The 21,247-nt window shown below is 72.6% G+C and carries 23 protein-coding genes and 1 pseudogene; 14 read left to right on the forward strand and 10 right to left on the reverse strand.

Features of this window, described 5'->3' with window-relative positions:
- Positions 1 to 253: 253 nt before the first annotated feature.
- Positions 254 to 1,414 carry an acetyl-CoA C-acyltransferase gene (locus MKK55_RS25520; RefSeq protein WP_243938322.1) on the forward strand — a complete coding sequence of 387 codons (1,161 nt, stop codon included), beginning with the start codon at positions 254 to 256 and terminating at the stop codon, positions 1,412 to 1,414.
- 99 nt (positions 1,415 to 1,513) lie between these two features.
- Here the strand turns inward: MKK55_RS25520 and MKK55_RS25525 are convergent, their stop codons facing one another.
- The 3 genes from MKK55_RS25525 to MKK55_RS25535 form a co-directional block, all read right to left on the reverse strand.
- Positions 1,514 to 2,653, reverse strand: coding sequence for an acyltransferase family protein (locus MKK55_RS25525; protein WP_243938324.1), 1,140 nt, complete (start codon positions 2,651 to 2,653; stop codon positions 1,514 to 1,516).
- A gap of 444 nt (positions 2,654 to 3,097) precedes the next feature.
- Complete coding sequence (gene msrA, locus MKK55_RS25530) at positions 3,098 to 3,754, reverse strand: peptide-methionine (S)-S-oxide reductase MsrA (protein WP_147728520.1); 657 nt, start codon at positions 3,752 to 3,754, stop codon at positions 3,098 to 3,100.
- An 82-nt stretch (positions 3,755 to 3,836) separates the two neighbouring features.
- Positions 3,837 to 4,157 carry a PetM family of cytochrome b6f complex subunit 7 gene (locus MKK55_RS25535; protein WP_147728517.1) on the reverse strand — a complete coding sequence of 107 codons (321 nt, stop codon included), beginning with the start codon at positions 4,155 to 4,157 and terminating at the stop codon, positions 3,837 to 3,839.
- 132 nt (positions 4,158 to 4,289) lie between these two features.
- Between MKK55_RS25535 and MKK55_RS25540 the strand changes: the two genes are divergently transcribed.
- Positions 4,290 to 4,988, forward strand: a complete 699-nt coding sequence (locus MKK55_RS25540; RefSeq protein WP_243938325.1) for an HAD family hydrolase — start codon at positions 4,290 to 4,292, stop codon at positions 4,986 to 4,988.
- 394 nt (positions 4,989 to 5,382) lie between these two features.
- Positions 5,383 to 5,703, forward strand: coding sequence for a hypothetical protein (locus tag MKK55_RS25545; protein ID WP_243937044.1), 321 nt, complete (start codon positions 5,383 to 5,385; stop codon positions 5,701 to 5,703).
- A 54-nt stretch (positions 5,704 to 5,757) separates the two neighbouring features.
- On the opposite strand, the gene MKK55_RS25550 is transcribed toward MKK55_RS25545, so the two are convergent.
- The 3 genes from MKK55_RS25550 to argH all read right to left on the reverse strand — a co-directional run bounded on the left by MKK55_RS25550 (position 5,758) and on the right by argH (position 8,366).
- Complete coding sequence (locus MKK55_RS25550) at positions 5,758 to 6,444, reverse strand: invasion associated locus b family protein (protein WP_243938328.1); 687 nt, start codon at positions 6,442 to 6,444, stop codon at positions 5,758 to 5,760.
- A gap of 150 nt (positions 6,445 to 6,594) precedes the next feature.
- The gene (locus tag MKK55_RS25555; RefSeq protein WP_243938330.1) at positions 6,595 to 6,879 is read right to left on the reverse strand and encodes a hypothetical protein; all 285 of its coding nucleotides are present in this window, start codon (positions 6,877 to 6,879) and stop codon (positions 6,595 to 6,597) included.
- Between the two features lie 95 nt (positions 6,880 to 6,974).
- Positions 6,975 to 8,366 carry an argininosuccinate lyase gene (argH, locus tag MKK55_RS25560; protein WP_243938332.1) on the reverse strand — a complete coding sequence of 464 codons (1,392 nt, stop codon included), beginning with the start codon at positions 8,364 to 8,366 and terminating at the stop codon, positions 6,975 to 6,977.
- Positions 8,367 to 8,512: 146 nt separating this feature from the next.
- On the opposite strand from argH, the gene MKK55_RS25565 reads away from it, so the two are divergent.
- On the forward strand, positions 8,513 to 9,172 hold the full coding sequence (locus tag MKK55_RS25565) for a TlpA disulfide reductase family protein (protein WP_243938377.1): 660 nt from the start codon (positions 8,513 to 8,515) through the stop codon (positions 9,170 to 9,172).
- 142 nt (positions 9,173 to 9,314) lie between these two features.
- A complete protein-coding gene (locus MKK55_RS25570; protein WP_147844284.1) occupies positions 9,315 to 9,866 on the forward strand; it encodes a PAS domain-containing protein in 552 nt (183 codons plus the stop codon).
- A 90-nt stretch (positions 9,867 to 9,956) separates the two neighbouring features.
- Here MKK55_RS25570 and MKK55_RS25575 read toward each other — a convergent pair whose 3' ends face one another.
- Entirely contained in the window at positions 9,957 to 11,261 is a 1,305-nt protein-coding gene (locus MKK55_RS25575) for an MFS transporter (RefSeq protein WP_147728681.1), read from the reverse strand.
- Positions 11,262 to 11,361: 100 nt separating this feature from the next.
- Here MKK55_RS25575 and nhaA point away from each other — a divergent pair, with 100 nt between their 5' ends.
- Both nhaA and MKK55_RS25585 read left to right on the forward strand, forming a co-directional pair.
- On the forward strand, positions 11,362 to 12,534 hold the full coding sequence (gene nhaA, locus MKK55_RS25580) for a Na+/H+ antiporter NhaA (RefSeq protein WP_147844285.1): 1,173 nt from the start codon (positions 11,362 to 11,364) through the stop codon (positions 12,532 to 12,534).
- A 583-nt stretch (positions 12,535 to 13,117) separates the two neighbouring features.
- Positions 13,118 to 13,279: a hypothetical protein gene (locus tag MKK55_RS25585; RefSeq protein WP_243938335.1), complete on the forward strand. Its 162-nt coding sequence runs from the start codon at positions 13,118 to 13,120 to the stop codon at positions 13,277 to 13,279.
- Between the two features lie 8 nt (positions 13,280 to 13,287).
- On the opposite strand, the gene MKK55_RS25590 is transcribed toward MKK55_RS25585, so the two are convergent.
- The 3 genes and pseudogenes from MKK55_RS25590 to MKK55_RS25600 all read right to left on the reverse strand — a co-directional run.
- Positions 13,288 to 14,220 (reverse strand): metallophosphoesterase family protein, encoded by a 933-nt coding sequence (locus tag MKK55_RS25590; RefSeq protein WP_243938337.1) that lies wholly within the window; start codon positions 14,218 to 14,220, stop codon positions 13,288 to 13,290.
- A 103-nt stretch (positions 14,221 to 14,323) separates the two neighbouring features.
- Positions 14,324 to 14,767, reverse strand: coding sequence for a DMT family transporter (locus MKK55_RS25595; RefSeq protein WP_147729846.1), 444 nt, complete (start codon positions 14,765 to 14,767; stop codon positions 14,324 to 14,326).
- 97 nt (positions 14,768 to 14,864) lie between these two features.
- A pseudogene (locus MKK55_RS25600) lies at positions 14,865 to 15,344 on the reverse strand (VIT family protein); the annotation flags it as partial.
- Positions 15,345 to 15,809: 465 nt separating this feature from the next.
- Between MKK55_RS25600 and MKK55_RS25605 the strand changes: the two are divergent.
- From MKK55_RS25605 to MKK55_RS25635, 7 genes are all read left to right on the forward strand, one after another.
- Positions 15,810 to 16,565, forward strand: a complete 756-nt coding sequence (locus MKK55_RS25605) for a lysophospholipid acyltransferase family protein (protein WP_243938339.1) — start codon at positions 15,810 to 15,812, stop codon at positions 16,563 to 16,565.
- Between the two features lie 24 nt (positions 16,566 to 16,589).
- Positions 16,590 to 17,894 carry a 3-deoxy-D-manno-octulosonic acid transferase gene (locus MKK55_RS25610; protein ID WP_243938341.1) on the forward strand — a complete coding sequence of 435 codons (1,305 nt, stop codon included), beginning with the start codon at positions 16,590 to 16,592 and terminating at the stop codon, positions 17,892 to 17,894.
- The gene (lpxK, locus tag MKK55_RS25615) at positions 17,894 to 18,892 is read left to right on the forward strand and encodes a tetraacyldisaccharide 4'-kinase (RefSeq protein WP_243938343.1); all 999 of its coding nucleotides are present in this window, start codon (positions 17,894 to 17,896) and stop codon (positions 18,890 to 18,892) included. Before MKK55_RS25610 ends, lpxK begins: the two co-directional genes overlap by 1 nt.
- 171 nt (positions 18,893 to 19,063) lie before the next feature.
- A complete protein-coding gene (locus tag MKK55_RS25620; RefSeq protein WP_147727247.1) occupies positions 19,064 to 19,756 on the forward strand; it encodes a 50S ribosomal protein L25/general stress protein Ctc in 693 nt (230 codons plus the stop codon).
- A 116-nt stretch (positions 19,757 to 19,872) separates the two neighbouring features.
- On the forward strand, positions 19,873 to 20,490 hold the full coding sequence (gene pth, locus MKK55_RS25625; RefSeq protein WP_147843436.1) for an aminoacyl-tRNA hydrolase: 618 nt from the start codon (positions 19,873 to 19,875) through the stop codon (positions 20,488 to 20,490).
- 47 nt (positions 20,491 to 20,537) lie between these two features.
- Complete coding sequence (locus MKK55_RS25630) at positions 20,538 to 20,771, forward strand: hypothetical protein (protein WP_147727245.1); 234 nt, start codon at positions 20,538 to 20,540, stop codon at positions 20,769 to 20,771.
- Complete coding sequence (locus MKK55_RS25635) at positions 20,761 to 21,246, forward strand: PIN domain-containing protein (RefSeq protein ID WP_243938344.1); 486 nt, start codon at positions 20,761 to 20,763, stop codon at positions 21,244 to 21,246. Before MKK55_RS25630 ends, MKK55_RS25635 begins: the two co-directional genes overlap by 11 nt.
- Position 21,247: the final 1 nt, after the last annotated feature.

The raw sequence follows: 21,247 nt of genomic DNA on the forward strand, positions 1-21,247 counted from the left end.
CGGTTCCCGGAAGGGAGCCGGCCTTTTCGTTTTCCCATCCTTCGCTGCGGCGACCCGGACAGATCGTTCGAGGCGCCGACCCGCCCCCTCTCCCGCACGGGAGAGGGGGCCTGCGTTGTTTCCGGCAGCGACGCGGACGCATGACGGCCGGCGCGGTGGGCAGCGCAAGCCCGCTGCACCACCCAGGCTGGACATCCCACCGCCGCCGGACTGGAATGGCCGCATCAGGCGAAGGCCGGCACGGGAGGCGACGATGTCCGATCCGATCGTGATCGCGGGGGCGGCGCGCACGCCGATGGGCGCGTTCCAGGGGGAGCTGGCGCGCGTGGCGGCCCCGGAGCTCGGCGCCGCGGCGATCCGCGCGGCGGTGGCGCGGGCCGGGCTTCCCGCCGACGGCGTGTCCGAGGTGGTGATGGGCTGCGTCCTGCCGGCGGGCCTCGGCCAGGCGCCGGCGCGCCAGGCGGCGCTCGGGGCCGGCCTGTCCGAGGCGACCCCGTGCGCGACCCTGAACAAGGTCTGCGGCTCGGGCATGAAGGCGCTGATGCTCGGCCACGACATGATCGCGGCGGGCTCGGCCGGGACCGTGGTGGCGGGCGGCATGGAATCGATGTCGAACGCGCCCTACCTCCTCGACAAGGCGCGGGGCGGCCAGCGCCTCGGCCACGGGCGCATGCTCGACCACATGTTCCTGGACGGGCTGGAGGACGCCTACGATCGCGGCCGCCTGATGGGCACCTTCGCCGAGGACACTGCGCAAGCCTACCAGTTCACGCGGGAGGCGCAGGACGCCTACGCACTCGAATCGCTGGCCCGCGCCACCCGCGCGACGGCGGAGGGCGCCTTCGCTGACGAGATCGTCCCCGTCGGCGGGGCCGCGACCGACGAGGGCCCACGCCGGGCCCGGCCCGAGAAGATCCCGACCCTCAAGCCCGCCTTCCGGCCCGACGGCACGGTGACGGCGGCCAACGCCTCGTCGATCTCGGACGGGGCAGCGGCCCTGGTGCTGATGCGCCGGTCGCAGGCCGAGCGCGGCGGCGTCGCGCCGCTGGGCATCGTCCGCGGGCACGCGAGCCACGCCGCGGCGCCGGCCTGGTTCTCGACCGCGCCGATCGGCGCGATCGGCAAGCTGCTCGACAAGGTCGGCTGGCGGGCCGGCGACGTCGACCTCTACGAGATCAACGAGGCCTTCGCGGTGGTGGCCATGGCCGCGATGCGCGACCTCGACCTGCAGCCCGACCGCGTCAACGTCCACGGCGGCGCCTGCGCCCTCGGCCACCCGATCGGCGCCTCGGGCGCCCGCATCGTGGTGACGCTGCTGGCTGCGCTCGCCCGCACCGGAGGCCGTCGCGGCATCGCGGCGCTCTGCATCGGCGGCGGCGAGGCGACGGCGATCGCGGTGGAGCGGACGTCCTGAAGCAGGGTCGAGCGTGGCGGATACCGCCTCGCGTGACGACAATGCGACCACGCCATGAGCCGGTGCTCGTTCCGCGATACGAGGATCGCAAAAAGGGTGCTAGCCGGCAAGCCGACGGTTCGGGGCGGCCGCAACGGCGACCGCCGATTCCCCGAGGCGGGGTCGGTCGCCGAACCGGTGCACGACGTGGCGGCCCAGCGCGATCGCCGGCCTCTCGATCCATCGATACATCAGCGTCGCGACGCCGACGGTCACGAGCGCGGTCGCCGCGGCGAAGACGTGGACCGGGACGACCGGCTCGTATCCCGCCAGCGCGTGCTCGAGCACGACCTGGACCACGGGCCCGAACAGGTAGATCGAATAGCTGATCGCACCGAGGCCGACGAAGACCCGTCCTTCGATCCTGACCTTCACGGCGAGGAGCGCGAAGAGCGCCATCGCCAGCCAGTAGGTGATGACGTACTTCACCCAGCTCTCGTGAAAACCCATGTCGCGATTGTAGGCGAGCACGGACACCAGTGGCACGGCGAGGATCAGCGCCGCCGTCACCAGGGCCGATGCGGAGCCCCAGCCCGCCCGCTGCTCGAAGACATGGTAGCGCAGGCACAGGCCCCAGAACATCACGGCGAGCGAGAGCGGCACCGCCACGGGGAACTTGCGTTCCAGATGGAAGCGCAGGCCGGCCAGGACGACGGCGGCCGCGATGAGCGAGAGCGCGCAGACCACGGCACCCATGCGGTCGTCGAGGCGACCGATGACGAACAGGCCCACGCAGATGGCGTAGAAGATCAGCTCGATCTGGAGCGTCCAATACAGGCCGATGATGTTCTCCACGCCGAGGAACTGCTGCAGCATGGTCATGTTGGCCGGCACGAGCAGGTTCGGCACGTCGCGGCCGGCCCACACGAACAGGACGAGCAGGCCGCACGGGATCGAGAGCCAGTAGGCGGGATAGAGGCGGAAGAACCGCGAGACGGCGAAGGCCAGGACCGGTCGGCGGCTCGGCTTGAAGAGCGAGAACGGGACGACGAAGCCGGAGACGGCGAAGAACAGCGTGACCGCGATCTTGCCGACGTCGAGATACGCGGTCAGGTGCCCGAGCAGGTCTCGCTCCAGCGGAGACGGCCCGAGCTGAGCCCTGAGACCGAATTCGACGGTATGGGCGTAGATCACCGCCAAGGCGGCTAAGCCGCGGATCGAATCGATGCAGTGGAGGCGGCGCATGACGGCATCGATCACGTTCGCCCTCGGATGCAGGGCGCGGCGACGATTGCAGGCGGTCCGAGTCTCGACAAGCCGCTTCGAAGGGCTTGGTTAAAGGCCGGCCGGCGACGCGACGGGTGCCCCGCGGAGGCTCGACGATCGGCAGGATTCGCCGTGGATCGGCGCAAGACGCCTGAGGCGGGATCGTCGAGGCAGGCAGGAAGGCGAACCGGATCCGACCAGAGACGCACATCGAGCCCGATAGGTCCGATCGAACGCCGGAGCGGTCGTCCTCGATCGGGGAGCCCGGCCGTCGGGCGAAGGTCCGCGCGGCATCGTCAACGCAAGGCTTCGTCGCCCGAGGACGCCGGCTTGGCGGAGCGCCCGCCTCGCGGCCGCGGCCCTGCGAGGCGGGGTCGGCGGCGACCGAAGCCGAACGCGATGCGCGGTCCGCGTTCGGCCGCTAGCGTTTGCGGGAGGCTAGGCCGCCACGCCGGTCCCGATCGGGCAGGCGACGCCCGTGCCGCCGAGGCCGCAATAGCCGGCCGGGTTCTTGGCCAGGTACTGCTGGTGGTAGGCCTCGGCGAAATAGAAGGTCTGGCCGGAGACGATCTCGGTGGTGACGTCCGGGAAGCCGCGGGCCTTCAGCGCGGCGGCGTAGGCCGAGCGCACGGCCTTGGCCGTCGCCTCCTGCGCGGGATCGGTGAGGTAGATGCCGGACCGGTACTGCGTGCCGACGTCGTTGCCCTGGCGGTACCCTTGCGTCGGGTCGTGGCTCTCGAAGAAGGTCTTGAGCACGGATTCGAGCGGCAGCACCGCCGGATCGAAGGCGACCAGCACGACCTCGTTGTGCCCGGTGCGGCCGGAGCAGACCTCCTCGTAGGTCGGGTTCGGGGTGTACCCGCCCTGGTAGCCCACCGCCGTGACGAACACGCCCGCGGGCAGCTGCCAGAACTTGCGCTCCGCGCCCCAGAAGCAGCCGAAGCCGAGGCCGATCGTCTCGGTGCCCGGCGGGTACGGGCCCTTGAGCGGGTTGCCGTTGACGAAGTGGGTCTCGGCGGTCGGCAGCGGATCGGGGCGGCCGGGCAGCGCGTCGGCCGGGCTCGGCATCTCGGCCTTCTTGCGGAACATCTGCAGCATCGGGCATCCTTCGGGCGGCGGGTTCGCGTCAAACCCGTATATGGGGTCGCCCGCCCGGTTGATGAAGCGGCCGGTCGCCTCAGGAGCGCGTGAGGAACCCGATCGGCTCGCGCGCCGGCTGCCCGAGCCAGAGCAGCACCGCGCCGAGGCCGAGGCCGAGCAGCGAGGCCGGCGCCAGGGTGAGCGGCAGCACCGCGAGGTTCCACAGCCACGGCGCCACGCCCTCGACCGTGGCCTGGAGCGCGCTCGCCTTGTCCTTGAACAGCGTGAACAGCAATTCGCTCAGCGGCGTGATCCGCAGGCCGTTGTTGGCGACCGAGCGGGCGCCGTCGTAGACCAGAGCCACGAAGCCGCCGGCCAGCAGCACGAAGCCGAGGAGGCGCAGGAGGAAACGGAACATCGTCGGGTCTCGGGAGCACGCGCGTCGGCCGGTCCGGAGGGCGTACGAGCCCCGCCCCCGCCGCGCAAGCGGTTGCCGCGCCCGCGCCCGCCGTGCCACAGGGGCGGCCCCGGCGACAGGAACCGACCACCCGTGACTATCCGCGTACAGGCCCCGGTGCCGCCGGCCCTCGTCATCTTCGATTGCGACGGCGTTCTGGTGGACAGCGAGCCCCTGAGCCTCGCCTGCCTCACCGCCGGGCTCAACCGCATCGGCGTCGCGATCGACGTCGAGACCGTGCGGGCGCGCTTCGCCGGCACCTCCATGGCCTCGATCATGGGCCACGTCGCGCGCGACTACGGCGTCACGGCGCCCGAGGGGTTCGTCGCGGCGGTGAAGGCCGAGACCCTGGCGATCTTCGACGCGGAGCTGCGCGCCATGGCCGGGATCGCCGAGGCGGTGGCCGCCCTCTCGCTGCCGACCTGCGTCGCCTCGAGCAGCGATCCCGTGCGGCTGCGCCACTCGCTCGGCCTCACCGGCCTGCTGCCGCTGTTCGACGGGCGGATCTACTCGGCGGTCGAGGTCGCCCGCGGCAAGCCGTTTCCCGACCTGTTCCTGCACGCCGCCGCCCGGATGGGGGTCTCGCCCGACGCCTGCCTGGTGATCGAGGACAGCGTGCCCGGCGTCACCGCCGCGCGGGCGGCCGGGATGCGGGTGCTCGGCTTCACCGGCGGCGGCCATTGGGGCCACGACCGCGACGGGGCCGACCTGCTCGCGGCCGGGGCCGCGCGGGTCTATCGCGACCACCGCGACCTCGCCGCGAGCCTGGCGGCGATCGGCGCGCAGGGCTGAGGCAGGATCGGGCTGCCGCCCGGGACGGCGGCGCGGGTTTGTGCCCGAAAACTGCAAAAAAACGGGAACGGCTTCCTTTGACGCCGCGCCGGCAAATCTCCATCTTAGCGAGGTCGGGCGATGCCAAGCATCGCCGACCGCGGTGATTTGAGGAGCATCGCTTGCGCCGCGTCATCAAACGCTAAAGCACTGCCGGACGACGCCGTCCTGCGGTCCTTCAACGTCAAGAGGACTCCTACCGTGATCCGATACCCCTCGACCCCCGCTCTCCCCGTGCACGGCGCGCGTATGCGCCGGCCTCGTGGTTGCTGTCGCGGCTGACGTTCGCGCGCCGACAGACGATCCGACCGCCCAGCACCGCCGGCATCGCGACCGGCCCCGGGAGACATCCGTCATGCCACAGCTTCATCCGGCCGCGCAGGCCGCCCCGACGCACGACCTGTTCGCCGACCACCTGACCCAGCGCGCCCGCAACCGCCTGCACGCGGAGCCGCCGCCGACCCGGATCATCGAGGTGGGCGAGATCGCCGCCGGCATCGCCGTGCCCGAGCCCGGCGGGGTGCGGTTCTTCTCCTCGGCCCGTGCCTTCGACGAGCTCGACGGCACGGTGTTCCGCAGCACCGAGCAGGCCGCCCGCGCCGCCCGCGAGCGGTTCCGAGCCCGCACCCGGGTGTCGGGCGCCCGACCGGGCGGGGGCAGGCCGGCCGCGGTCTGAGGGGGGCTACCCTTCTCTCCCTCCCCGCTTCAGGGGGGGAGGGAGGATCCCCCCTTACTTGCACTCCTCGCGGGTGCGCTTCATCGCCTCGCCGAAGCCGGCCAGCGCGTACTCGTCGCTGGTCGGCCGGCCGCGCATCGAGATGGTCTTGACCAAGAGCTTGGGCACCCGGCCGCTCATCTCGGAGACGACGCGGGCCTCCTCCGAGGGGTTCTGGAGCCAGGCGTTGCCGTCCTTCACCACGAGGCCGTAGCGGGCGCTGCCCAGGGTGATCGCCGGGTCGCTCGGGGCGGCGGCGGCACCGGGCCTGGCCTGTGCGGCCGCGGGCTTGGACGGGAAGCCGAGCATCACCGCGATCTCGTTCTGGACGTTCTCGCCCTTGCGCACGGTGACGAACAGGTAGGCGGTGTCGCGCTTGAGCGTCGCCGGCGAGCGGGTCTGCGGCTGGGCGATGGCGTAGCACAGGCGGGTCTTGCCCTGGCCGCTGGCGAACACGTTCCAGTCGCCGAAGATCGCCACCGGCGTCGCCTGCTGCATGCCGGGCGGCGTCGGCGCTTCCTTCGGCGTCCGCTCGCGGCCGCCCCGGCGGCGGCGGTGGGAGGCGGCGGCCGGCGCCTCCGCGTCCTGCGCCGAGGCCGCCGAGATCCCGAGCAGCCGCGCAACCGTCGGTGCGCTGCCGGCGGGCAGCAGGCACGTCAGCGCGAGCGCGCCGAGCGGGAGCAGGCAGAGGGCTGAACGCATCGTCACTTCCCGGTCGGCTGGCCGGCGCGCCGGGCGCGCCGAGGGCTCGGTCGGCGCGACACCGGCACCGGACGCGGGAGTCATGAAGCCTGCGCGCCGCTTCGGCAAGATGGGGTCTCGGGCCGCCCGGATCGGCACCGCCCGGCGCCGTCAGCCGGCGTGGATCTCAGTGGCAGCGTTCTGGGCCGCCATCGCCGCGACCGGCAGAGCCGGCGCCTCGCCGAGGTCGATCCGAACCGGGGGTTGCGGCGCGGTCGGCGCGGGGGCCGGCTTGGGCTGGGGATCGTTGTAGGGCGTGTTGTAGCCCTTGCGCACGGCGGCCCAGTAGGCGTCGCGCGCGAGGCCGGAGCCGACGAGGGCCGCGTCGATCATCGCGGTGGCGGTGGCGGCGTGTGCCGGGGTCTCTTCCGGCTTCGTCCAACTCTCGACGGGCATGCTCGCGGTCTCCGATGCGCTTGCGCCGCTGTAGCAGGGCTTACCTAGCTAGACCGTGAACGCGCCAGGCGGCTTTCGGTTGCTGTGCACCATTTTCAGGCAGCCGGCTCCGCGAGCCGCGCGAGCCAGCCCTCGGCCTGCGCGCGGACGTTGGCCGGGGCGGTGCCGCCGAAGCTGACCCGGCTCGCCACCGAGTTCGCGACGCCCAGCACCGCGTAGACCGCTTGCGTGATCTGCGGCTCCGCCTCCTGCATCTCGGGCAGCGACAGCGCCTCCAGCCCGACGCCCTTGGCCGAGGCCATGCCGACGAGGCGGCCGGTGACGTGGTGCGCCTGGCGGAACGGCAGCCCGAGCTCGCGCACCAGCCAGTCGGCGAGGTCGGTCGCGGTGCTGTAGCCGGAGCCCGCGGCCCGAGCGAGGACCTCCGCGTTCGGCTCGAGGTCGCGGACCATGCCGGTCATCGCGGCCAGGCACAGCGACAGCGCCTGCAGCGCGTCGAAGGTGCCCTCCTTGTCCTCCTGCATGTCCTTCGAATAGGCCAGCGGCAGGCCCTTCATCACCGTGAACAGGCCCATCAGCGCGCCGACGATGCGCCCGCTCTTGGCCCGCACCAGCTCCGCCGCGTCGGGGTTGCGCTTCTGCGGCATGATCGACGAGCCGGTGGTGTACCCGTCCGACAGCTTGACGAAGTCGAACTGCGCCGAGGTCCACACCACCAGCTCCTCGGCGAAGCGCGAGAGGTGGATCGCGCAGATCGAGGCGGCCGAGAGCGATTCGAGGGCGAAGTCGCGGTCGGCGACGGAGTCGAGCGAGTTCGCCGTCGGGCGGTCGAAGCCCAGCGCCGCGGCCGTGGCGTGCCGGTCGATCGGGAACGAGGTGCCGGCGAGCGCGGCCGCGCCCAGCGGGCACTCGTTGAGCCGGGCGCGCGCATCGCGAAAACGGCCGCGGTCGCGCGCCAGCATCTCGACATAGGCGAGGCAATGGTGCCCGAAGGTGACCGGCTGGGCCGATTGCAGGTGGGTGAAGCCCGGCATCACCGTGCCGGCATGGGCCAGCGCCTTCTCCGCCAGCGCCCGCTGCAGCCCGGCGGCCTGCGCGTCGAGGTTGTCGAGGGTGTCGCGCACCCACAGCTTCATGTCGGTGGCGACCTGGTCGTTGCGCGAGCGCGCGGTGTGCAGGCGCCCGGCGGCCGGGCCGACGATCTCGGTCAGCCGGCTCTCGACCGACATGTGGATGTCCTCGAGCTCGCGCTTGAACACGAAGCCGCCGGACTCGATCTCCGCCTGCACGGCCTTGAGGCCGCCCTCGATGGCTGCCACATCGTCGGCCGGCAGGATGCCCTGGGCGCCCAGCATCGCGACATGCGCCAGCGAGCCGCGGATGTCCTGGGGGGCGAGGCGCTTGTCGAATCCGATGGAGGCGTTGATCTCCTCCATGATCTCGGCGGGGCCGCTCGCGAAGCGTCCGCCCCACATCCGGTTGCTCATGGTCTTCCCGATCCTTCCGCTCGCGCTCGAGCATTCCCCGTGATCCCGCGATCACGGGGAATGCGCCCGCCTCTCGTGTGGTCGCATTCTCTTCACGCGCGCCGGCATCCGCCGCGCTCGAAAATGCTCTGGGGTACGCAACGATGATGCCTGGACGATTGATGGGCGCCGCGATCGGCGCCGGCCTCGTCACCGCCTTGGCCGCCGGCCTCGCCCTATACGGGACCGGTGCGGGGCCCGGCAACGCCCCCGCGCCCTGTGCCGCCTCGGCCGCCGCGGTGGCCCGGGTCGACGCCGCCGCCCGCGGGGACGTCGTGGCGATGCAGGCGCCCGAGAAGGCCCGGCCGGCACCCGACATCGCGTTCAAGGGGCCGGGCAAAGCGGCGAAGGACGGGGGAGGGGAGGCCGACCTGCGGCTCTCGGATTTCCGCGGCCGCCTCGTCCTCCTGAACCTGTGGGCGACGTGGTGCGCGCCGTGCAAGGCCGAGATGCCGGCCCTCGACCGGCTCGAGGCCGCGCTCGGCGGCAAGGATTTCGCGGTGGTCGCGATCAACCTCGACACGCGCAACCTCGACAGGCCGCCGGTCTGGATGCGGGACAACGGCATCGCGCGGCTGGCCTACTACGCCGATCCCGGCGGGCGCGTGCTGCCGGCGGTGCAGCGCGACACCGGCTCGCCCGGCCTGCCGACGACCCTGCTGGTCGACCCCGCCGGCTGCACCATCGGCGTGATGAAGGGGCCGGCCGAATGGTCGAGCCCGGACGGGCTCGCGCTGATCCGGGCGGCCCTCGGGCGCACGTCCTGAGCCCGCTTCGGAGCGCGGGCGCGCTGTCCATTGGACTTTAAGGCAAGGCGCGAAGCCGGGGGCCGGCGGATGATTTGCCGCGATGCCCGATTGCCTGAGGCCGGACCCTGCGCCATAGCTCGGCTATAGCCGAGGTTGGGCCATGATCTTCGTAACGGATGCAGCCGGAAAGGTGGTCTATCTCAGTGATGAATGGACTGTTCTGACCGGTCAGCAGATCGAAGACGTATCGCAACAGGGATGGAGCAAGGTCATCCATCCGGACGACCTCGCCGTCGTGCGGACCGTGGTCGCCGAGGCGAGCGTCGCCCGCAGCGAGTTCACGGTGCGCTATCGCCTGCTGTCGCCGGACGGGCGGGCGACCTGGGTCGTGGCCGGCGCGGTGCCGTCCTTCGGGCCGCCCGAGCGGACCTTCCTCGGCTTCTTCGGCTCCATCAGCCGGCTCGCGTCGCCGCCGCCCAAGAGCACGGCGACCGGGTCGCTCGGCCGCTTCACCCTGCCGTCGCCGGTGGCGGATTCCGAGCCGCGCTCGGTCTTGGAGCTGGTCGCCGACCACCTGATCACCGCGCACGCGCTGATCATGCAGGGCGGCGGCACCTGCGCGCTGGCCGCGGTCGAGGTCGCCCTGCACGAGGTCGGCCGCGAGCTCGTCCGGGCCTCCGCCACCGCGCAGGACGGCTCGAACCTGCATTAGAGCCTCGTCGCGCGCGGCGGATTCCGGCTCGCGTGAGGACGATGCGATCTCACGACAGGCCCTGACGGCGCGGCGTCGGTTCGGCGCGCCTCACGCCTCGGTGTCGGCGTCGAGGTCGCGCCCGCGGGTCTCGTGCATCATCCAGGCGGCGATCGTGCCGAGCACGCTGAACGCGACGAGGTAGTAGGCCGGCGCCAGCCGGTCGCCGGTGATCGCGATCAGCTTGTTGACGACGTAGTTCGTGCTGCCGCCGAAGATCGAGACCGAGAAGGCGTAGACGATCGAGAGCCCGGCGCTGCGCACCGCCCGCGGCAGCGATTCGGGGATCGCGACGATGATCGCCGCCGCGTTGATCGAGGACAGCGCCGACATCAGGAACGTCACCGCGTAGACCGAGGCCGCGGTCGGCGCCTGCGCCAGCCACCAGAAGGCCGGCACCGCCAGCACCACGATCGCGGCCCGCGGCCACACCAGCACCGGGCGCCGCCCGAACCGGTCGGCGAGCCAGCCGCCCAGCAGCGGGAACACCACCGAGGCGAGGCCGAGGGCGATCGGCACCGCCGTCGACACCGTCTCGGTGAGCCCCAGGGTGGCGTGCGCGTAGACCGGCATGTTGGTGCCAATGGCGTTCGAGACGGTCGAGGCGGCGATGACGACGAAGGTCAGGAGCAGCAGGCGCCCGTGCTCGCGCAGCAGCCGCACCACCACCGCGCCGGTGGAGGCGGCCGCCGCCGGATCCTCGCCCTCGCCCGCGGTCTCGGGCAGGTGGCTGCGGATCACGAGGCCGACCGGCACGACGCCGATGCCGAGCAGGAACATGACGCGCCAGCCCCAATCCGCCATCGCCGCCTCGCCGAGGACGATGGTGAGCCCCGTCGCGACGATGCCGGCGAACAGGGCGGCGCAGCCCTGGCTCGCGATCTGCCAGCTCGCCACGAAGCCGCGGTGCCTCGGGGGCGCCGCCTCCAGCAGGTAGGCGGTGGAGGGGCCGACCTCGCCGCCGAGCGCCAGCCCCTGGATCAGCCGCCCGACGATGACGATCACCTGCGCCCAGCCGCCGAGCGTCGCGTAGGACGGCGCCAGCGCCAGCATCAGCATGCCGACCGCCATCAGCGCGATGGTGATCAGCATGGCGGGCTTGCGCCCGGCCCGGTCGGCGAAGGCGCCGATCACGATGCCGCCGATCGGCCGCATCACGTAGCCGATGCCGAACAGGGCGAGCGAGGCGAGCAGGCTGTCGGTGGCGTTGTCGGACGGGAAGAACGCCGCGCCGATCGGCACGGCGAAGAAGGCGTAGAGCGTGAAGTCGTAGAACTCGAGCGCGTTGCCGAGGACCACGGCGCCGACAGCCTTGCGGTTCAGGGCCGGGTGGTCCGGTGTCGTCGTGGCGGTCATCGCGCGTCCTTGCGTCATCGGTGCCCGCATAGACGTCCCGAGCCCGGACCGCCACCGGCAGGGCTTGCCCGTGGGCGCAAACCCGGGCACCCCCGGCGCCATGACGAAGCCGCGCCCCCGTTCCGCGATCCGCGCCGCGCTCGCGAGCGAGGCGGCCGGCGGCCTCGTGCTGATGGCGGCCGCCGCCTGCGCCCTCGTCGTCGCCAATACCGGGCTCGCCGGGACCTACGCCCAGGCGCTGCACGCGCCGCTCGGCCCGTTGAGCATCCAGCACTGGATCAACGACGGCCTGATGGCGGTGTTCTTCCTGCTCGTCGGCCTCGAGATCAAGCGCGAGGCGCTGGACGGCGCGTTGCGGACCTGGCCCGACCGGGCGCTGCCCGGCATCGCGGCGCTCGGCGGGATGGTGGTGCCGGCCCTGGTCTACCTCGCCTTCAATGCCGGCGCCGGGACCGCGCGGGGCTGGGCGATCCCGGCGGCGACCGACATCGCCTTCGCGCTCGGCGTGCTGGCGCTGCTCGGCCGGCGGGCGCCGGTCTCGCTCAAGATCCTGCTCGGCGCGGTGGCGATCGTCGACGACCTCGGCGCCGTGCTGATCATCGCGCTGGCCTATACCGGCGGCCTCGACCCGACGATGCTCGGGCTCGCGGCCGTGGTGCTGGCGCTCCTCGTCGGCCTGAACCGCTTCGGCGTCGTCGCGCTCGCGCCCTACCTGCTGCTCGGCCTCGTGCTCTGGGTGCTGGTGCTGCGCTCGGGCGTCCACGCCACGGTGGCGGGCGTGCTGCTGGCGCTGACCATCCCGATCCGCGTGAGCCCGGGCCGGCCGGAGGACGCGACCTCGCCGCTGCACCGGCTGGAGCACGCAATCACGCCTTTCGTCGCCTTCGGGATCGTGCCGCTGTTCGGCTTCGCCAATGCCGGGGTGCCGCTGCGCGGCCTGTCGCCCACCGCCTTCCTCGACCCGGTGACGCTGGGCGTCGCGTTCGGGCTGTTCCTCGGCAAGCAGGCCGGCGTGTTCGCCGCCCTGCGCCTCGCGGTGGCGCTCGGCCTCGCGCGCCGGCCCGGCGGGGCGAGCTGGGTCCAGGTCTACGGCGTCGCCGTGCTGTGCGGCATCGGCTTCACCATGAGCCTGTTCATCGGCGCGCTCGCCTTCTCCGATGCCGCCCACGAGACGGAGGTGAAGCTCGGGGTGCTCGCCGGCTCCCTGCTCTCCGGCCTGGTCGGCGCCGCGATCCTCGGGCTCCCGTCCGCGCGGAGCCCCGCCCGGGCCTGAGCCGGGCCCGGCGAGCCGGCTGGCGAATCCTCGAAAACGCCCCTTGCCAGCGTGGGCCGGGCGGGTCTAGCCTCTCCTCATGGCGACGCGGCCCCCCGATGCGAGGCTCCGTCGCCGGAGCGAGACGAAGAGGAGGTCTGCCATGCATGCAAGCCCCACCCACGTCCATTCCGCCGACACCGGTGCCGGTGACCAGGACGATCCGCCGAGCGCCCATCGACAGGGATAGAGGTTTTCGGGAGGGTTTTAGGCGCCCGACCCCGCGGCCCCGAGCGCCGCGGGACGCACGCCGGACAGCACCCTCGAACCCGGGAACGTGGCCCCTGCCACCGGCCCGTCGGCGAAAGCCGGCGGGCTTTTCGTTCGTGCCTCCCGCGTGCCGCCACGGTGCGAAGCGCGCCGGCCGCGCGTCGTCCCGTGCTCCATGCCGATCGAATGCAAAATTACTTACGTATCCGCGCCGCGCCGCCCTTGCGCGCGGAAGCCGAAGCGGTAACGTCGGGCATCATTACAGGATCGGAGAATCACCGCGGAAGAAGAGCGACGGCTAACGATTCGGTCAACGCAGCACAGGATGGTCCCCATGTCCGAGACGATTCGCGTCAAGCCTACCCAGGACGGCACCTATACGGTCTATCGTGGGTCCACCGCCCTGATTTCCGGCCTCACGCGCCTCCAGGCCGAACGCTACGAGGCCAGCATCGGCGACCGCCGGCGTTCCGGGCTTCTCGCCGTCACCGCCTGAGCCGAACGTCAGCCCAGCGCGAGCGGGCCGAGATCCATCACGGTTCCGCCCGCTCCGATCCCGCGCTGCGCCGCCGAGACGACGTGGCGCCCCCCGCTCTCCGAGAACGCGTACAGGATGTAGGCTGCCCGCCGGGCGGCCTCCGACCCGTGCCCGCCGGCCTGCGCGCCGGGCCGCGCTGAGGCGGATGCGCCGCCGACCACCGGGATCGCCCGCCCGCCCGGCCCCGCCACGTGGGCGACGCTCGCCACGTGGTTGTGCCCGTGCAGGACGAGGTCGGCGCCGACGCGGCCGAGCATCGCGCTGAAGGCCGCGGCATCGCGCAGGTCGCGGCCCGGGCTCGCGCCGCCGGGATGGGGCGGGTGGTGGATCATCACGACGCGCGCCGGCCGCGACGGGTCGGTCGCCAGCGTGCGCAGGAGCGATTCGGCCGCCGCGATCTGGCGCGGCCCGAGCCGGCCGGTGGCGACGAACGGCACCGTCGGGATCGCGCTCGACAGGCCGACCAGAGCCAGCGGCCCGCGCCGGCGCAGATAGGGAAACGTGCCGCTGCCGCCGGCGTCGTCGGCGGTCCAGGCACCGCAGGCCGCGAGCAGGCCCTCGAGGGAGCCGCGCACGTAGGCGTCGTGGTTTCCCGGCACGAAGCTGACCGCCTCGGGCGTGCCGAGCGCCTCCAGGAAGATGCGCGCGGTGTCCCACTCGCTCGGCAGGCCGATGTTGCACAGGTCGCCGGTGCAGGCGACGTGGTCGGGCGCCTGCAGCCTCAGATCGGCGACGAGCGCGCCGAGCACCTCCATGTCGTGGCTGCGCGAGCGCCCGCGGCGCCAGTTGGCGTAGCCCGTCGCGCGCTTGCCGAAGAGCTGGCGCAGGCGCGGCCGCGGCAGGGGGCCGACATGCGGGTCGGTGAGGTGGGCGAGGCGGAAGGACACGGGGGACCGCATCGCGGTTGAGGCCGGCCGCGTCAAGCGAGCCGGCGCGTGCCGCGCGCCGGCCGAGCCTCACGCCGCGCGACGATCAGGGTTCATGCCGCGCGACGATCAGGGTTCATGTGAAGGCGACCATCCCGACGCCGACGATCATCAGGGCCGCCCCGAGCACGCGCCACAGGCTGGCCGGATGGACCTCGAACCCGACCCAGCCGTAGTTGTCGAGCACGATCGAGGCGACGACGCCGACCGTCACGATGAGGCCGAGGAACGACGCGGCGCCGATCGCGGGCGCGGCGTAGAGCTGGGCCAGGATCAGCAGGACGCTGAGGCAGCCGCCGAGCCAGCCCCACCAGGGCACCGCGGCGACCTGCTCCCAGCTCGGCACGGCGAGCTTGCCGAATGCCAGGCCGCCCAGCAGCATGAAGGCCGTGCTGACGAAGAGGATCACCACGGCCGCCGTGACCGGCAGGCCGAAGGTCTTCGAGAGGGTCGCGTTCTGGCCGGGCTGGATCGCGTTCGCGAGGCCGGCGAGGACGGTCAGTCCGTAGAGATACCACATGACTCGGTATCGCGCGGCCGAACCGCCCAGTTTCCCGATTCGGATCGCCTGCGACGAAATGGTGGCGGCCGGCGCCCCGTCGGATCGGGCGACGCGCTCAGGCGCTGCCGATCAGCACCCCCACCGCCAGCACCAGCGCGCCGCCGAGCACGATCTGCAGCACCGCGCGGCCGAACGGGGTCGCCATGTAGCGGGTGCGGATCGCGGCGATGGCGAGCAGCTCGATCGCCACCACCAGCACCGCGAGGCCGGTCGCGAGCGCGAAGGCGTTCGGCCAGTGGCTCGGGATCGCGTAGGGCAGGGTGTGGCCGAGCCCGCCGAGCGCCGTCATCGCGCCGCAGACCAGGCCGCGCATCCACGGGCTCCCGCGCCCGGTAACGCGGCCGTCGTCCGAGAGCGCCTCGGTGAAGCCCATGCTGATCCCGGCCCCGAGCGAGGCCGCGAGCCCGACGAGGAAGGTCGCGCCGTTGCTGTGCGTGGCGAAGGCGGCGGCGAAGATCGGGGCCAGCGTCGAGACCGATCCGTCGATCAGCCCGGCGAGCCCCGGCTGGACGTAGGCGAGCACGAAGGCGCGGTGGGCGTCGTCGTGGGGTTGCGGGGTATGGGGGTCGACGACGAGGGTCGCGTCCATGATCGATATCCTATTTAGATCGATTCCAATCTACACATTGGAATTGATCCAAACAACCCGCTTCGCGCGGTTTCGAGGTGTTTTCGGGCACGCCGCGCAGCGATTGGCCGCCCCGGGACGCCCGGTCTCGGTTGCGCGGGCCGAGGCGACGGGTCTAGACAGCCACCGGGCGGCGCAGGACGGTGCCGTCCCGCTGTCGCGTCCGAACTGCCCGACCCGTCGCCAGGCGCGGTCGGCGCCTTGCCGCCCTCCGGCCGTCGCGCCCCCCGCGCAAGCCCGGCCGAGCCTCGGAAAGCGAGACATGAATCCCACGCCGACCGTTCCCGCCGTTCGCGTGCCGCAGCATTGCGCGGCCTCGCCCGGCGATCGCGGCCCGTCCGCACGGGGCCGGGTGCGCCGGGCTTCGGCACGATGAGCCTGGGCAAGCGCGTCATCCGCCATCCGGCCGTGCAGGGCGCCCTGGGACGGCTCGCGGCCGGCTACCTCACGCTCGTGCGCCGCACCAACCGCTTCACCGTCGAGCCCGCCGGCGCCGATCCCTGGCTCGACGGGATGTCGCCGTTCATCGCCGGGATGTGGCACGGCCAGCACATCATGGTGTCGTTCGCCGGGCGGCCGGTGGACCGGGTCGCGACGATCATCTCGAAGAATCCCGACGGCAACATCAACACCATCGCCCTGGAGCGGATGGGCGTGCGGGTGATCCGCGCCTCCGGCGCCCGCGGCCGCATGGTCAAGGACGCCAAGGCCAAGGGCGGCGCCGAGGGCTTGCGCGCGATGATCCGGGCCCTGAAGAACGGCGAGATCGTCGCCTTCTCGGCCGACGTTCCGAAGGTCTCGCGCCGGGCCGATGCCGGCATCCTCACCCTGGCGCGCTTCTCCGGCCGGCCGATCGTGCCGGTGGCGGTGGTGACGAGCCGCCACATCCGCTTCGGCAGCTGGGACCGCGCCTGCCTCGGGCTCCCGTTCGGCCGCGGCGCGGTGGTGTTCGGCGAGGCGGTCTTCGTGCCGCGCGATCCCGACCCGGAGACGTTCGAGGCCCTGCGCGCCCGCCTCGAGGCTGAGATGAACCGGGTCCACGACCGCGCCTACACCCTCGTCGGCCGCCTCGACCGGGTCGGGGACAACTGGCTCGGGGCCGCCGCGCCGCGCGCCGAGGCGGCATGAGGAGCCCGGCATGAGGATCCGGGCATGAGGGCGCCGCCCCTCACCTTGGCCCTCAAGGCCTATCGCGGCGGCCTGTGGCTCGGCGAGCCGGCGGTCGCCGGCCTGCTGGCGTGGCGGGCGCGGCAGGGCAAGGAGGACCCGACGCGGCTGCCCGAGCGCCGCGGCCTGCCCGGGCGGGCGCGGCCGGTCGGGTCGCTGGTCTGGATGCACGGGGCCTCGGTCGGCGAATCGCTCTCGCTGGTCGGCCTGGTCGAGGGCATGATCGCCCGCGGCTTCTCGGTGCTGGTCACCACCGGCACCCGCAGCGCCGCCGAGCTGATCGGCGCGCGCCTGCCGGCCGGCGCCGTGCACCAGTACATGCCGCTCGACGCGCCGCGTTGGGTCGAGCGCTTCCTCGACCATTGGCAGCCCGACCTCGCCCTGGTGGCCGAATCCGAGATCTGGCCGAACACGGTGGTGGCGCTGCATGCCCGCGCCATCCCGCTGCTGCTCGTCAACGGGCGGATGTCGGAACGCTCGTACGCGGGCTGGGCGCGCGCGCCGCGCACGGCGCGGGCGCTGCTCGCGCGGATCGCGATCTGCCTGACGCAGACGCGGGACGACGCCGAGCGCTTCGTGCGCCTCGGCGCGCCGCGGGTGAGCGTGGCGGGGAACCTCAAGTACGACGCCGCCGTGCAGCCGGCCGATCCGCAGCAGGTGGCCTATCTCGGCGACATGATCGGCGACCGCCCGGTCTGGGTCGCGGCGAGCACCCATCCGGGCGAGGACGCGGCGGCGGCCGAGGCCCATGCCGCGCTCAAGGGCCGGTTCCCGCGGCTCCTGACCATCGTCGCCCCGCGCCACCCCCATCGCGGCGGCGAGGTGGCGGCCTGCGCCACGGCGCAGGGCCTGCGCAGCGCGCGCCGCTCGGCAGGCGGGCGCCCGCACCCGTCGATCGACCTCTACGTCGCCGACACGATCGGCGAGCTCGGGCTGTTCTACCGCCTGAGCCCGCTGGTGTTCCTCGGCGGCTCGCTGGTGCCGCATGGCGGCCAGAACCCGATCGAGCCAGTGCGCCTGAGCAGCGCCGTGCTGCACGGGCCGCACACGGAGAACTTCACCGAGGTCTACCGCGCCCTCGATGCCGGAGGGGGCGCCGCCGCGGTCGCCGACGCCGCCGAGCTCGCCGCGACGCTGGCCGACCTGATGGCCGCCCCCGACCGCATCGACGCGATGACCCGGGCCGGGCAGCGCGCCCTGGTGCCGTTCGAGGGCGCGGTGGAGCGGACGCTGGCGGTGCTCGACCCCTTCATCGCCCAGATGAAGCTCGCCGCCTTCCATCAGGGCTGATGCGCCCGCCGCGCTTCTGGCAGGACGGCCCGGACCATCCGGCCGCACGTCTGCTGGCGCCGCTCGGGCGCGCCTACGGCCGCCACACCGCCGCCCGCATGGACCGGCCCGGCGCGCGGGCGGAGTGCCCGGTCCTGTGCCTCGGCAACTTCACCCTCGGCGGCGCCGGCAAGACCCCGAGCGCGATCGCCCTGGCCGCGCTGCTGCGCGACCTCGGACGGACGCCCGCCTTCCTCAGCCGCGGCTACGGCGGGCGCCTGCCCGGGCCGGTCCTCGTCGATCCCGCCCGCCACGGCTGGCGCGACGTCGGCGACGAGCCGCTGCTGCTCGCCCGCCACGCGCCGGTCGTCGTCGCCCGCGACCGCGTCGCCGGCGCACGCCTCTGCGTGGCGGCGGGCGCCGACGTCGTCGTCATGGACGATGGCCTGCAGAACCCGACCCTGGCGAAGGACCTCGCGCTCGCCGTCGTCGATGCCGGCGTCGGCACCGGCAACGGGCTGGCCTTCCCCGCCGGGCCGCTGCGCGCGCCGCTGGCGCGGCAATGGCCGCATGTCGGCGGCCTCGTGCTGATCGGCGAGGGCAGGGCCGGCGAAGGCGCGGCCGGCGAGGCGGTGGCGGCGCAGGCCCTGGCGCGCGGCCTGCCGGTCCTTCGCGCCCGGCTGGTCCCCGAGGGCGCCGCGGTCGCCGGCCGCCGCGTGCTGGCCTTCGCCGGCATCGGCCGTCCTGAGAAGGTCTTCGCGTCGCTGCGCGAGGCCGGCGCCGAGATCGCCGCGACCCGCAGCTTCCCCGACCACCATCCCTACCGCGACGCCGACCTCGCGCGGCTCGCAGCGGAGGCCGACCGTCTCGGCGCGGAATTGGCCACCACCGAGAAGGACCACGTCCGCCTGCCCGAAGCCTTCGCCGCGCGGGTGCGGGTGCTGCCGGTGCGCCTGGCCTTCGCCGATCCGGACGGCGTGCGGGCGCGGGTGCTGGCCGGGCTCCGGATCGGGCCGTGAGCCGCCGGACGATCCGCCCTCCGCGTTGCCATCGGGGCCCAACCCCGCTATAGGCGCTCCACGCCCGCCAGACACCCTTGGAGGCACGGGCGCGTGGGGTTTCGGTTCGGCCGTCCGTCTCGGGCGGCCTTCGTCGTTTCCCCGACCATTCATCAATCGAAGGATCACGCCATGAGCGCAGTCAAGACGCTTGAGGCCGTGGCACGCGACCGGGTCGGCAAGGGGGCCGCCCGGGCCGTTCGTCGCCAGGGCCAGGTTCCCGCCGTCGTGTACGGTGGCGGCCAGCCGCCACAGTCGATCGCCATCGACCTCATCCGCACCCGCACCCTGATCTACGCCGGCGGCTTCAAGACCACGCTGTTCGAGATCAACGCCGGCGGCAAGAAGACCCGCGCGATCCCGCGCGACTTCCAGCTCGACCCGGTCAGCGGCGTGCCGATGCACGTCGACTTCCTGCGCGTCGTCGCCGGCCAGACCGTCACCGTCGAGGTGCCGGTGCACTTCCACAACGAGGACGCGGCCCCCGGCATCAAGCAGCAGGGCGGCACGCTCAACATCTCGCTGCACACCCTGGCCGTCGAGGTCGCCCCCGACCAGATCCCCGACGGGATCGAGATCGACCTCACCGGCCGCCAGATCGGCGACGTGATCCACGTCTCCGACGTCACCCTGCCGGCCGGCGTCACCTACACCGGCGAGGCCGCCGACCCGATCGCCAACGTCGTGCCGCCGACCGTGCTCGGCGCCGAGGTCGAGGCCGAGGAGGCCGCGATCGCCGAGGCGCAGTCGGCGGAAGCCGAGGCCGAGAAGGTCGAAGCCGAGGCCGAAGAGGCCGAGGCCACCGAGGAGAAGAAGGAGGACTGAGCCCTTCGCGGGCGCGATCCTCCCGCGCCGCCGCCCCGCGGCGGCGCGGCTTCGAGACGATGCCCCGGCCGCGAGGCCGGGGCATCGTCGTTTCGGGAAGGTCGGAGACAGTCGTCATGCGGCTCATCGTGGGCCTGGGCAATCCGGGCAAAGCCTACGCCCGCAACCGTCACAACATCGGGTTCCTCGCGGTGGACGAGATCGCCCGGGTCCACCGGGCGAGCCCGTTCCGGCGCCGCTTCCAGGGGGAGGCGGCCGAGGTGTCGTTCGGGGCCGAGCGCGCGATCCTGCTGAAGCCGCAGACCTTCATGAACGAGTCCGGCCGCTCGGTCTCGGAGGCGCAGCGCTTCTACAAGATCGCGCTGTCGGACGTGATCGTCCTGCACGACGAGCTCGATCTCGCCGCGGCCAAGATCCGGGTGAAGCTCGGCGGCGGGAATGCCGGGCACAACGGCCTGCGCTCGATCACCGCCCAGTGCGGCAACGACTATCGCCGGGTGCGCCTCGGCATCGGCCATCCCGGCGACAAGGCCCTGGTGCACGCCTACGTGCTCAACGACTTCGCGAAGTCCGAGGAGCCGTGGGTCGAGGACCTGTGCCGGGCGATCGCCGACGAGGTGGCCCTGCTGGCGGCCAACGAGAACGAAAGCTTCCAGAACAAGGTTCACCTCGCCATGGTCGGCCGCGGCTGGGCCGACGTGAAGCGGCCGGGCGAGAAGGCCGCCAAGAATTGACACGAAAACACGAGGACACGATATCGAAGGCCGTTGGAGGCCGTCCGATGAAGAACGTGACCGTGACGATGGACGAGGCGGTGCTCCGTCGCGCGCGAATCGCCGCCGCGACGGAGGGCAAGAGCCTGTCGAAGTTCATCAGCGAGACCGTCGAACGTCGGATCGGGCATCCGACGACCCAGACGGAGGCTTTGGAGCGGTTCCTCGCCGGGCCGCCGCTCCACGTTCTGGACGAGAACGGGAAGGCGCCGCCGAGGAACGAGCGCTATCGTGACGAGTGATCCGGCCTTCTCTGCCGGATCCGCGATCGTCGACCCGCGCGTGTTCGTCGACACGAACGTGTTCCTGTATGCCCGGGACGACCGATTTCCGGAGAAGCAGGCCGAAGCCTTGCGCTGGCTCGCGGCGTTGGCGAAACGAGGTTCGATCGTCGTCGGTCCGCAGGTTCTCGGTGAGATTCACGCCGTCCTCCTGCGGGGAAAGCTTCGAATCGCGCCGGAGGAGGCGCGCCGTACGACGCTCGCGCTGGAAGGCTGGTCCTCCGGTGCGACGGATCTCGATCTGATCGCCGATGCATGGTCGTTGCGCGAGCGGACCGGTTTTCAATGGTGGGACTGCGTGATCCTCGGGGCGGCGATCCGATCGGGTTGCCGGTTCCTGCTCTCCGAGGATTATCAACACGGCCGCGAGGTCGAGGGAACGACAATCATCAATCCGTTCCGGGTTTCACCCGAGACGATCCTGATGGACTCTTGAG

The sequence above is a fragment of the Methylobacterium sp. J-059 genome (assembly GCF_022829485.1).
GTDB lineage: Bacteria > Pseudomonadota > Alphaproteobacteria > Rhizobiales > Beijerinckiaceae > Methylobacterium.

Coding starts and splice junctions, on each gene's coding strand:
- MKK55_RS25520 (WP_243938322.1), top strand. CDS start 254: ATGTCCGATCCGATCGTGATCGCGGGGGCGGCGCGCACGCCGATGGGC.
- MKK55_RS25535 (WP_147728517.1), bottom strand. CDS start 4,157: ATGTTCCGTTTCCTCCTGCGCCTCCTCGGCTTCGTGCTGCTGGCCGGC.
- MKK55_RS25545 (WP_243937044.1), top strand. CDS start 5,383: ATGCCACAGCTTCATCCGGCCGCGCAGGCCGCCCCGACGCACGACCTG.
- MKK55_RS25550 (WP_243938328.1), bottom strand. CDS start 6,444: ATGCGTTCAGCCCTCTGCCTGCTCCCGCTCGGCGCGCTCGCGCTGACG.
- MKK55_RS25555 (WP_243938330.1), bottom strand. CDS start 6,879: ATGCCCGTCGAGAGTTGGACGAAGCCGGAAGAGACCCCGGCACACGCC.
- argH (WP_243938332.1), bottom strand. CDS start 8,366: ATGAGCAACCGGATGTGGGGCGGACGCTTCGCGAGCGGCCCCGCCGAG.
- MKK55_RS25565 (WP_243938377.1), top strand. CDS start 8,513: ATGCCTGGACGATTGATGGGCGCCGCGATCGGCGCCGGCCTCGTCACC.
- MKK55_RS25570 (WP_147844284.1), top strand. CDS start 9,315: ATGATCTTCGTAACGGATGCAGCCGGAAAGGTGGTCTATCTCAGTGAT.
- MKK55_RS25575 (WP_147728681.1), bottom strand. CDS start 11,261: ATGACCGCCACGACGACACCGGACCACCCGGCCCTGAACCGCAAGGCT.
- nhaA (WP_147844285.1), top strand. CDS start 11,362: ATGACGAAGCCGCGCCCCCGTTCCGCGATCCGCGCCGCGCTCGCGAGC.
- MKK55_RS25585 (WP_243938335.1), top strand. CDS start 13,118: ATGTCCGAGACGATTCGCGTCAAGCCTACCCAGGACGGCACCTATACG.
- MKK55_RS25590 (WP_243938337.1), bottom strand. CDS start 14,220: ATGCGGTCCCCCGTGTCCTTCCGCCTCGCCCACCTCACCGACCCGCAT.
- MKK55_RS25595 (WP_147729846.1), bottom strand. CDS start 14,767: ATGTGGTATCTCTACGGACTGACCGTCCTCGCCGGCCTCGCGAACGCG.
- MKK55_RS25605 (WP_243938339.1), top strand. CDS start 15,810: ATGAGCCTGGGCAAGCGCGTCATCCGCCATCCGGCCGTGCAGGGCGCC.
- MKK55_RS25610 (WP_243938341.1), top strand. CDS start 16,590: ATGAGGGCGCCGCCCCTCACCTTGGCCCTCAAGGCCTATCGCGGCGGC.
- lpxK (WP_243938343.1), top strand. CDS start 17,894: ATGCGCCCGCCGCGCTTCTGGCAGGACGGCCCGGACCATCCGGCCGCA.
- MKK55_RS25620 (WP_147727247.1), top strand. CDS start 19,064: ATGAGCGCAGTCAAGACGCTTGAGGCCGTGGCACGCGACCGGGTCGGC.
- pth (WP_147843436.1), top strand. CDS start 19,873: ATGCGGCTCATCGTGGGCCTGGGCAATCCGGGCAAAGCCTACGCCCGC.
- MKK55_RS25630 (WP_147727245.1), top strand. CDS start 20,538: ATGAAGAACGTGACCGTGACGATGGACGAGGCGGTGCTCCGTCGCGCG.